Origin of the sequence: Anabaena cylindrica UHCC 0172 (assembly GCF_034931625.1) — a bacterium.
In the GTDB taxonomy this organism is placed as follows: domain Bacteria; phylum Cyanobacteriota; class Cyanobacteriia; order Cyanobacteriales; family Nostocaceae; genus Anabaena; species Anabaena cylindrica_A.
Genome location: NZ_JAYGGY010000089.1, coordinates 67,581 through 78,678, shown reverse-complemented (window position 1 = coordinate 78,678; position 11,098 = coordinate 67,581). Strand labels below are relative to the sequence as shown.

The window sequence follows — 11,098 nt, the reverse complement described above, 5'->3', positions numbered from 1 at the left end:
TGATTGCAGCAGAATAATCATAATTTTGAGCAAGATATATTCTGCCAGATTCAATTGACTTTTTAGGTGTGTTTTGTAAAATTCAGGTAACATTATCAATAGATACTCCTTATTGAGAAAAGTATATCTATCTTTTTTACCATAAATCGGTACAATCTGCATCTGATAAGCTTTTTAGACTATTTCGTCATCCCGTCAGGTAAAATTCAGGAGTGCAAATATAAGCTTCTAAATTTAAACCTTCGTAGTTTTTCTCTAAGTTTTGATCAAACAAATAAATAGTATTTTTTAATTGCCCAATAGCATCTATCCTATTTTTATTTACTTTTCTGACACTTGTTGCATTCAATTTAAATTCTACAAAACAAAAATCTGTTTCATCAAAAAATACAAAATCGCAATGAGAAGTACCAAATCCTAAAAGTCCTTTTTTTCCATCAATAGGAATAAAGCCAACTATTTTAGCATTGCTTACATTAAATAATTTAGTGCTATCAAAGCTTTTTATCACAGTCTCAACACCATTTAGTTTAATCATAAATGTATTATCATCAAACTGAATATTGATAATGATAAAAGATTGTCCCTGATAATCTATTACTGAAAACTCTGCTTTCAATTCAATTTCTAGAAAATCAGAAAAATTAGTGAAATTATTTGATAAATGTTCTTTGATGTCTTCAAACTTGCTCATCTTCTTGCAAAAGTTCTAGCGTGAATACTGTACAAAGTCTGAAAATCACCACCTAAAATTTCGGAAACAGTATCCAAATAATTTTGTTGAATAGTACCTTTTTCCATATTAAAAATGGACTCACAATAATTTTTATCCTCAACAAAAGATTGATTACCTAATGAATAAGCTGAAAAATCATGAGCATCAAGCCAACAATCTTTAGGAATTATTTGCGTTACTTCAGATTCTGCTGATGGATTTTTTTCAACTACTCTGTTTGCAAAAAGGAGATTATTAAAAACTGTTAATATATAAGGACTATGAGTAGTAATAATGAGTTGGTTATCATCATTATGATTAACCATTAAAGCTAATAACTCAATCAGTTGCTTTTGTGCAACAGGGAATAAATGTGCTTCTGGTTCTTCTATTATTCTTAATATTTTTACATTTTCAAGGATATTAAGAAAAATATCTTGTAATATCCTTATACACTCTTTCTGTCCTGATGAAGCATGAGAAAGATAGATATAATCGTTTTTCTCATTATTAAAGACAATTTTTTCTCCCATCTGATCAATTTGATATTCTCCTTTCAAAATTTCATTCATTTTGTTTTTAATGAAATGTATTTTATTTGTTATTTTATTTTGGTAAATTTCCATTAATCCTTGAAAATTACCAAAATGCTTAAAATGTTCTTTAATTGTTTCAACTCTTTCGATAAAATTTAACATTAAATTTTCATCTATTGAGTATTCCTTGTTAAGAAAAACTTCTTTTCTGTTTTCCTTTGCACTTCTCTGAACAATTGCAAATAAATATTTCTCAAAAAGATTAGAATAACTAACTGTAGCATTTCTGCCGGAAATTATAAATAATGAATTGGCTTGTTTAATTTCAAAAATTTCATCTAATAATTCATGAAGCCTGTTGATATATGTAATATAAATTATATTTCGTAATTTATCAAATTGGTCTTTATCTATATTTAACAATTGTTGAAAGCTCTTTTTTGTCTGAATTAAAGAATCTTTAAAATTTTCTGTCAATAGATTATCACTTAATAGACAGAGCAATCTTTTTTCATTATTAAGAGTTAAGGTTAAGTATTTATCTTGTTCCAGATTATAATAAAATGTTATTTCAAAGTTAGGTAACTGAAATGTAAAATCAAAGAAGTTATAAAATTTTTCTTTTATAGGAGATATGAGATCGGAATCAATATCAAAATAATCTTTCTGTGTATCCTGATAAATGTGACTAAATATATCTTCTTTTAATGATTTAAAAAAGTAAATTAATTTAGCAATCGTGCTTTTACCGCTGGCTTGTTCACCAATCAAAACTAATATTTTCTTGACTTCTATTTCTGCATTTTGAATTGCACCGAAGTTTTTGATAATAATTTTTTGCATAGGTCAAGGTTATTTTTTCATATTTGACAATAATTTAATTATATTGCATAGGTATAGGCCGTCGTAGAGATATCCCCAGCTATCAAAACTGTTTGCAAAATTATTTATCTCGTTTATCTTGTTCCCAATCAGAGACTGGGAATGCCCATTGGGAGGTTCTACCTCCCGGATACTACAATTATTTAAGGAATGGGGAGCGATCGCAATAAACGATCTACTATAGTCCTGGCATTCCTGCCACCTCTAGGAATCAGGCGATGAGACATAACGTGAGGTGCGAGAAACTTCACATCATCGGGAATAGTATAATCTCGTCCTAACATAAAAGCTCGTGCTTGACTGGCTTTTTGTAATGCCACAGTCCCACGAGGACTAACACCAAGAGTGATTTCTTCATCCTCTCTAGTTGCTCGCACCAATTCTAAAATGTATTGTTGCAATGATGTTTCTACTTTTACCTGCGAACAAAGTTGGCGTAACTGAGCTATTTCTGCCAAGGTGATACAAGGCTGCAAATCAGCCACCTGAATTCCATTTTGCAGATTTTGCAACATTCCCAATTCGTCTGACTCGGAAGGATAGCCCAAGCTTAAAGACAGCATAAACCTATCCATTTGTGCTTCGGGCAGTGGAAAAGTACCTTGGTACTCAATGGGGTTCTGGGTAGCAATGACAAAAAATGGTTGAGGAACTGCACGGGAGACACCATCAACTGTTACCTGATTTTCTTCCATTACTTCCAGCAAAGCTGACTGGGTGCGGGGGGTAGCACGGTTAATTTCGTCAGCTAAAAGCACATTGGCAAATATTGGCCCAGGGAGAAAACTAAATTCGCCGCTTTTAGGATTCCAAATATTAGTACCAGTGATGTCAGTTGGCAATAAATCGGGGGTACACTGTAACCGTTGAAACTTACCATCTACAGACCGGGCTAAAGATTTGGCGAGCAGGGTTTTACCCACCCCAGGAACATCTTCTAGCAAGGCATGACCACCACTCAATAAAGCAATTATCACTAAATGTATTGCTTCATTTTTACCAACGATGGTACGAGCCAGATTTTGTGTTAAAGCGTCAATTTTGTCTCTCATGCACTGGGGGTTGGGGAATTGGTACTAGGGACTGGGAATTGGGGAAAGATGAGGGGAATATTTATTTTTTTCATACCTCCAATCACCAATCACCTATTACCAATCACCCTATACCATACATTGTTCCCAATTAACATTCCAAATTCAGCATTGTGGATTTAAAATTTCTCTGGCTACTGTGCAGTCAAGTTGGATTTGGGTTTTTAGGGCTTCTAGGGAAGGAAATTTTTGTTCGGGGCGCAGAAATTTTACTAACTGCACTACCAAGTTTTTTCCATATAAATCACCAAACCAATCCAACAAGTGTACTTCTACTGAGGAATGAGTACCGTTGACAGTGGGGCGATTGCCGATATTCATTACACCTAAATTCTGAGTAGGAAGATTGTCTGGCGTTTCGCTGAGGATGACTACTCGTACTGCGTAAACTCCTTGACGTGGTAAAAATTTATCTGTTGGTAGTTGCAGGTTGGCGGTGGGAAAGCCAATGGTTCTCCCCAAATGTTGACCTTGTATGACTAATCCGGTTAGGGTATAAGGTCTTCCTAGTAAGCGGTTGGCTCGTTGAATATCGCCTGATTCTAAGGTTTGGCGGATTAATGAGGTGCTAATGCGACCATCCTCAATTGGTTCGGTGTTGATACAATTGCTATTTTTGGGTAATTCGCCTGTATCAGTTTGTAGCGGAACAATGGTTACAGGTATATCGTACTTGGCAGCAAGTATTTGCAAATCTTGGGCAGTACCCATGCGTTTTTTCCCAAAACAGAAATCCTGCCCAACGCTGATTTTTTGACATTTGAGTTGTTGGACAAGTATTTTGGCTACGAAGTCTTGGGGAGATAGGGCCGATAGTTCTTTGTCGAAGGGTAATAATACGAGTTGTTCTACCCCAAGCGATCGCAATTGTTGAACTTTTTCATCCAGTGGTGTCAACAAAGCACGTGGTTGACCTGTAAAAAACTCCTGGGGATGAGGATCAAAGGTGACAACTGTTGAGTATGTATGTTCTGGGGATGATGCCAATGTTGAGGGGTGAACAGGTGAATTTTCTAGTAATTTCTCCCTATCTCCTCGCCCACTTTCACCCCTTGCTGACTGCAAAACTGGTTGAATTACCTTTTGATGACCAATATGAACACCATCAAATTTACCAAGAGCGATCGCAGTCGGTGTTCGAGCCAATTTGGTCGAAGAAGCAACCCACACAGAACACCCATTTTGAGACAAATTTAGCACGTGGATTCTGGGATTTTAGGTTTATTTTTAGCTATCAGCGCTTGGCGACCTCTCAATTGCTTATATTTTTGCGGTAGGATGTTTCCTACTCTCAGCAGCTTGAGAGGCTTCTAGAGGCTTGTTTGACCTGCTGGTGAAGCCAAAAAGCTGATCTACCAGTAATTGCCACTTCACCAATAGGCAGGCTGTGGCGCTGTTAGCTCTCTGATCACCAATCTAATCTAAAATCTACAAATGACGGAAGAAAGGCAGAGGACAGAGGAATAGGAGGCAGAAATATTAAGAATAAATTTTTGCTGAATCGTTTTTACAGAAAGACCTAATTTTTTGATTAATTTATTAGGCTTATACATAATACACCTATAGATATTTGTCAATAAGTGTACGGACTTATTTAATTATCAATGAGAGATTTACTTACTTTCTCAGAGGAAAGGATTTTGATACAGGATCTAAGACAGGAATTGGCAGTACTAATCCTTCTTTTGCCATGATTGCGCCAGGAAATTTATCAAATGCTTGTTTGCCTACATCATCTAAAAAATCGTCATTATGGGCTGGATCATGGTGGTAAATGACTAGGGTTTTGACGTTTGCTGCTTGTGCTATTTTGACAGCTTCTTGCCAAGTAGAATGTCCCCAGCCAATTCTTGGTGATTGTGGAGAGTTGTATTCTTCGTCAGTGTAGGTGGAATCATAAATTAAAATATCGGCATCCCGTGATAGCCAGAGGATATTTTCATCTAATTTGTCAGGAAAATGTTCTGTATCTGTGATGTAAACAGCGGCTCCACCTCGCCAGTTCACTCTATATCCTACGGCTTCACCGGGATGGTTTAACGGTGCAGTTTCTATGATAATGTCGTCAATGTAGATTGGTTTGCCGGCTTTAATGTTGTGAAATTCCAAATTAGCCTGCATAATCTGCAATGGAACGGGGAAGTTGGGATGAAGCATTTGGTCATTGAGCCGTTGCTCAATTGTTGATCCATCGGGTGCGATCGCTCCATAGATATGAAACTTATTACCTTTGATAAAGGCTGGGGTAAAGAAAGGAAACCCCTGCATATGATCCCAATGGGAGTGAGTGAAGAATATATGACCTTCTACTGGCATTTGGGGCAATAAAGATTGTCCCAAAACGTGTACTCCCGTACCACAATCAAAAACTAAGTTTTTACCACCCGCTTGCATTGCAACGCAAGGAGTGTTACCGCCATAGCGGACGGTATTTGAACCTGGACAGGGGATGCTGCCCCTAACGCCCCAAAATTCGACTGTAAATTGATTCTCTATCCTAGACATGGGTGTTGGTTGCTGGACTGAGCTAGCTATCAATCAAAAAATGCTTTTTATTTTTTCAGTTTATGCTGTCTGACTAACCTTGGGTATAACAATTCTAATAGTAAAAATGTATACCTTGATAAATTTTTATTGTAACTATATTGTAATAATATATATTACAAATTTCGATCTAACAGAATTTATGTGTATTTAGTTATCCCAGTATATCTCCTAAATTCGCAACTTTCAGTTGTAGGGCGGTAAATTTAATGAATGCTAAATGTTGAGCAGACTCTGCAAAATTTACGGAAATTTAAATTCCCTTGTAGATAGTTTATCTAGCCCATTAGCATACGTAAGATTGTATTGCAATGGAGTAATACTGATGTAGTTATTACGGACAACATTGACATCAATGGGAATGTCAGGAGATAAATTTAACCCAGATGGTGGTTCAACATCCTCTAAAACCTCACCAGTTAACCAGTAATAGGTTTTGCCACGAGGATCAACTCGTTTGTCGAAAACATCAACATAGCGACGCACTCCCTGACGGGTGAGAGTGACACCAGCAATTTCTTCCCAGGCTATGGGAGGAATATTGACATTAAGTAACATTAAGTCTGGTAGAGGTGCTGCTGCTATCTGTGCAACTAAGAGTTTGGCAAAGTTGGCAGCTGGGTGAAAGTCTCTATGAGTATGACTGGTAAGACTCAGCGCAATACTAGGAATGCCTTCTATCATACCTTCCATAGCCGCTGAAACAGTTCCTGAATACAGAATTTCGGTTCCTAAATTGGCACCTTGGTTAATTCCAGATAATACCAAGTCAGGAGGGGAATCTAGCAAAGCCCACAATGCTAGTTTTACACAATCGGAAGGTGTCCCATCACAAGCCCAAGCTTTGACGGCGGGATGAAAAACAGATTCAACTATTTCGGCACGAATTGGTTGGTGTAAGGTTAATCCGTGTCCGGTGGCCGATCGCTCTCTATCTGGACAAACTACGGTAACGTTATGACCAGCTTCTGCTAAACAGTTGGTTAAGGTGCGTATACCCAAAGCGGAAACACCGTCATCATTGCTAATTAGTAATTTCATGTGTGATTGGTCATTGGTTTTTGGGTAATTGGTGATTAGTCATTAATAATGAGTTAAATGTCTATTGTCAGTGTTTTTGGTCACAAGAGAGAATATAAAATTTCTATGATCGGATATCTAGATTAGGTTCTATTGTCTTATATCCATGCTAGTACAAAGAGGCAGGAAGCAGGAGATATAGTTGCTAAAAACTAGGGCAGTGGGAATAATGCCATATAATCATGGTCGTTTACACCCTCTGTCGGCTGCTGGGGACTATAAACTATAGACTAATCACAAATGACTAATAACTAATGACTAGCAATTTAGAGGAACAACTTTTAGCATTGCGACAAGAGGGAGAAAGTGCGATCGCATCTGCTGATACCCTGGAACGCCTAGAGGAACTTAGAGTTAACTATTTGGGCAAAAAAGGTCAATTAGGGGCGCTGTTACGCAGTATGGGACAGATGAGTGCGGAGGAACGTCCCAAAATTGGTGCGATCGCTAATACAGTTAAAGAAGCCATCCAAAACAGCCTTGACCAACAACGCACCACTTTAGAATCTGCTCAAATTGAAGCACAGCTAGAGGCGGAAACTTTAGATGTGACAATGCCCGGTATTTATCGTCCCCAAGGTCGCATACATCCCCTCAACGGCATCATTGACCAGGCATTGGATATCTTCGTCGGCATGGGTTACACCGTCGCCCAAGGGTCGGAGATGGAAACAGATTACTACAATTTTGAAGCCCTGAATACCCCACCAGACCATCCAGCCCGTGATATGCAAGATACCTTCTACCTCCCAGATGGTAATTTGCTGCGGACTCATACCTCATCGGTGCAAATTCGCTACATGGAAAAAGAAGAACCACCAGTTAGAATTGTTGCCCCAGGACGGGTTTACCGAAGAGATGATGTCGATGCAACCCACTCCGCCGTTTTCCATCAAATTGAACTTTTAGCGATCGATCAAGGAATGACTTTCACAGACCTCAAAGGCACAGTTAAAGTATTTTTACAAGCAATGTTTGGCGATTTACCAATTCGTTTCCGTGCCAGTTATTTCCCCTTTACCGAACCTTCTGCTGAGGTAGATTTGCAGTGGAATGGACGTTGGTTAGAAGTCATGGGTTGCGGAATGGTTGACCCCAATGTACTGAAATCCGTCGGTTATGATCCAGAAGTTTATAGTGGTTTTGCTGCCGGTTTTGGTGTAGAACGCTTTGCAATGGTTTTACATCAAATTGATGATATTCGCCGTTTGTATAATAGCGATTTGCGCTTTTTACAGCAATTTTAACGCAGGGGCGGGGTTTCCCCGTCCTTTACAATATCAAACAAAGCCGTGTGCCAACAGTGCAAAGCGTCCAGCAACTATAAGAAAATGACAATTCCATACCAAATTGTATTAGATACAAATGTGCTATTATCAGGACTAATATCAAGTCGTGGCGCATCCTATAGGCTGTTAACAATACTTAACGATACCCGTTGGCAATTAAATATTTCTACTACCTTAATCTTCGAGTATGAAGCAATTCTCAAACGAGAAAAAGACCTATTAACTTTAAATGATGAAGATATTAATAACATTATAGAAGCTATTTGTGCCATTGCCAATAAACGTACCATTTTTTATTTATGGCGACCAATAGCCATCGATCCAAATGATGACTTTATCATAGATTTAGCCGTAGAATCACAAGCTGATTTTATTATTACTTACAATCAAAAAGATTTAAAGCCAGCAGATAAATTTGGCATTAAAGTTGTATTACCCAAAGAATTTTTACAAATCGTAGGAGAAATATCATGAGTAACTTAAACGTGCAAATTCCTGATTCTTTATATAAACAAGTTGAAGCCTTAGCAAATAAAGAAAATATGTCTCTTGAACAACTTGTTTCCATTGCACTATCAGCACAAGTTTCAGCATGGATGACAAAAGATTATATTGATGAAAAAGCCAAACATGGTAGTTGGGATAAATTTCAGCAAGTTTTAAATAAAGTTCCTGATATAGAACCAGATGAATATGATCAATTGTGATTGATCATATTTATTAAGTAAACATATTTGATATGTGCTAAAAATTCCATATATCCAACAATACAATGGGGGAATGCGTCCTTTTTTAGAATCTCTAGTCTAAAATTATTGATGCTTACAATTATCACAATGTCCACAACGCCAATTTTCTGCTTCTTTCCCAAAACCAAAAGCATTTAACAAAAATTGCCAACGACACTTTTTAGTATTCAGATATTCACTCATTTGTTTAGCAGCTTGTAATTGCATTTGTGGCTGACTTCCTGACTTTGTAGAAATCGCATAATGAAAAGGATCAAGCCATTGCAATTGTCCGCTACTATGAAGTAAAGAAAGTGCCGTTGCAGCATCAGGAAATTGTTTGATAACAGATGCAACTTCTCCTTGTTGCGGTAACTTTTTCACTAATTGTTGCGCTTTTTGTTGTTGCTTTAACATTTGTTCTTGAAAAAATTGCTGTCTTTGTTTATCTTCAGGATCTAAAAATCCCGTTGGTTCACTGATTAAAGTTAATGCTTCTGCTGGTTTTCCATCTCTTCCCCCACGTCCTATTTCTTGCACATATTCAGATAATAAATGTGGTGTATGAAAATGAATCACCCACCGCACATCACTTTTATTAATCCCCATTCCAAAAGCACAAGTACAAACCACAAAGGGTATTTTTCCACCTAACCAACTTGCTTCCACCGCACGTCTTTCTGTTGCACCTAATCCTGCATGATAACTAGCGGTTTTATACCCCATTTCTGTTAACCACTGGGCTAAATTCTCGCTATCTCTCCGAGTGCGGACATAAATTAAACCAGCCTGATTTGGTCGATTTTGAATAAACTTTAATAATTGTTGTTTTCTTCCCTTTGGTGTCCAAGCAATTTTAACACTAAGATGTAAATTATGACGATAAGGATTAAGTTTATAACTATCAGGTTGTTGTAATTGTAAAACTGTAGAAATAATCTTTTGTGCTGAAGGATCAGCGGTTGCAGTAAAAGCTGCTAAACTAATTTTAGTTCCCGGTGGTTTTGATTTTAATAACGCTGGACGAACTGCACCTAAACGCCGATAAGCTGGACGAAAAGTATCACCCCATTGTACTAAACAATGAGCTTCATCAAGGATAATTCCATTAATTTGTAATTGGGGATGAGATAATTTTTCCCAAACCGGGGGACTGAGTAAAGTTTCTGGTGATAAATATAATAATCTTAATTGTTGTTTTTCCAAAGCTTGCAATGTTGCACGACGTTGGGATGTAGATAATTCACTATGTAAAAGTGCTGCTTTTTGATTTTGCCGTTTGAGTTCTTCTACTTGGTTTTCCATTAGTGCTACCAAGGGAGAAACTACTAAAGTTAATCCAGTTTTTAGCAATGCAGGAAGTTGAAAGCAAATCGACTTTCCACCTCCTGTCGGCATAATTATTAAAGCATCTTTTTGTGATAATAAACTATTGACAATTTCTCCCTGTGGTGGACGAAAATCATCATAACCCCAGATTTGTTTTAATGCCGTTTTGACTTCATTTAATGATGTAGTAGGGTTATTCATATTCTTCCTTTCGGACGCGGAATAGTTTTTCCTTGCACATCAAAGCAATCTCCACAAGTACCAGGAAATGCTGAAATAAAGCGTTGTAGCATATCAGGATCATCTTTGAAGATAGTCATCCAAATAGACCAAAATCCCTGACCTTGAGCAGTACGAACGATTTGTTTTCTCATTTCAGGAGTATCATTATTTTGTAAGTCAGATAATGCTTCTTGAGCTATTCCTACAGTGACAAACCGTTCTTTCCAACGCTCATCTGCTGGAGTAATTTTAGGATGTCCAGGTTTTCTATCTAAGCCAACTAAATCTAATGTGTTTTTTGCTATTACTTTTTCTGGATCAGAAAGCAAGGAATTTACCTTTACCTCTGCGCTTACAGGATGATATTCAAAGATGCGGAATGTATTATCTACATCAGCCCAATAAAAGTTTTTTCTTCTGATTAAAGAATGTCCTTTAATATCATTACAAACTCTACATGAAATCAAAAAGTTATGCCAAATAATTTGTAGTCTTGGATAATGCTGTTTTGGTAAAATATGCTCAACATCACGAACATTTGTTACGGGTTTTTCGCAATAGCAACAATAATGACCTATTCTTTCGACAATACGTGGTTTAGCATCCTGAAATTTCCTGAAAATAATTTTTTGACCTGTTTTTGGATCACTTGGTATACTTCCACGTTTGACTGGACGCACTG

At 37.2% G+C, this 11,098-nt stretch carries 11 protein-coding genes; 3 read left to right on the top strand and 8 right to left on the bottom strand.

The genetic code is table 11. The features are described 5' to 3' along the window. Positions 1 to 187 precede the first annotated feature (187 nt). The 6 genes from VB713_RS19495 to surE form a co-directional block, all read right to left on the bottom strand. A complete protein-coding gene (locus VB713_RS19495; protein ID WP_323313162.1) occupies positions 188 to 694 on the bottom strand; it encodes a hypothetical protein in 507 nt (168 codons plus the stop codon). Continuing rightward, the gene (locus VB713_RS19490; RefSeq protein WP_323313161.1) at positions 691 to 2,094 is read right to left on the bottom strand and encodes an AAA family ATPase; all 1,404 of its coding nucleotides are present in this window, start codon (positions 2,092 to 2,094) and stop codon (positions 691 to 693) included. Before VB713_RS19490 ends, VB713_RS19495 begins: the two co-directional genes overlap by 4 nt. A gap of 182 nt (positions 2,095 to 2,276) precedes the next feature. Beyond that, complete coding sequence (locus tag VB713_RS19485; RefSeq protein WP_323313160.1) at positions 2,277 to 3,185, bottom strand: MoxR family ATPase; 909 nt, start codon at positions 3,183 to 3,185, stop codon at positions 2,277 to 2,279. Positions 3,186 to 3,329: 144 nt separating this feature from the next. Further along, positions 3,330 to 4,424 carry a bifunctional riboflavin kinase/FAD synthetase gene (locus tag VB713_RS19480; protein WP_323313159.1) on the bottom strand — a complete coding sequence of 365 codons (1,095 nt, stop codon included), beginning with the start codon at positions 4,422 to 4,424 and terminating at the stop codon, positions 3,330 to 3,332. Between the two features lie 417 nt (positions 4,425 to 4,841). Beyond that, a complete protein-coding gene (locus VB713_RS19475) occupies positions 4,842 to 5,729 on the bottom strand; it encodes an MBL fold metallo-hydrolase (protein ID WP_323313158.1) in 888 nt (295 codons plus the stop codon). Between the two features lie 282 nt (positions 5,730 to 6,011). Then, a complete protein-coding gene (surE, locus tag VB713_RS19470; protein ID WP_323313157.1) occupies positions 6,012 to 6,809 on the bottom strand; it encodes a 5'/3'-nucleotidase SurE in 798 nt (265 codons plus the stop codon). Between the two features lie 293 nt (positions 6,810 to 7,102). Between surE and pheS the strand changes: the two genes are divergently transcribed. From pheS to VB713_RS19455, 3 genes are all read left to right on the top strand, one after another. After that, positions 7,103 to 8,095 carry a phenylalanine--tRNA ligase subunit alpha gene (pheS, locus tag VB713_RS19465; RefSeq protein ID WP_323313156.1) on the top strand — a complete coding sequence of 331 codons (993 nt, stop codon included), beginning with the start codon at positions 7,103 to 7,105 and terminating at the stop codon, positions 8,093 to 8,095. A gap of 84 nt (positions 8,096 to 8,179) precedes the next feature. Continuing rightward, a complete protein-coding gene (locus VB713_RS19460; protein ID WP_323313155.1) occupies positions 8,180 to 8,611 on the top strand; it encodes a putative toxin-antitoxin system toxin component, PIN family in 432 nt (143 codons plus the stop codon). Beyond that, positions 8,608 to 8,844: a hypothetical protein gene (locus VB713_RS19455; protein ID WP_015217064.1), complete on the top strand. Its 237-nt coding sequence runs from the start codon at positions 8,608 to 8,610 to the stop codon at positions 8,842 to 8,844. The genes VB713_RS19460 and VB713_RS19455 overlap by 4 nt, the downstream gene beginning before the upstream one ends. 105 nt (positions 8,845 to 8,949) lie before the next feature. On the opposite strand, the gene VB713_RS19450 is transcribed toward VB713_RS19455, so the two are convergent. Both VB713_RS19450 and VB713_RS19445 read right to left on the bottom strand, forming a co-directional pair. After that, positions 8,950 to 10,395, bottom strand: a complete 1,446-nt coding sequence (locus VB713_RS19450; protein ID WP_323313154.1) for an ATP-dependent DNA helicase RecQ — start codon at positions 10,393 to 10,395, stop codon at positions 8,950 to 8,952. After that, the gene (locus tag VB713_RS19445; protein WP_323313153.1) at positions 10,392 to 11,096 is read right to left on the bottom strand and encodes a hypothetical protein; all 705 of its coding nucleotides are present in this window, start codon (positions 11,094 to 11,096) and stop codon (positions 10,392 to 10,394) included. Before VB713_RS19445 ends, VB713_RS19450 begins: the two co-directional genes overlap by 4 nt. Between the last annotated feature and the right edge of the window lie 2 nt (positions 11,097 to 11,098).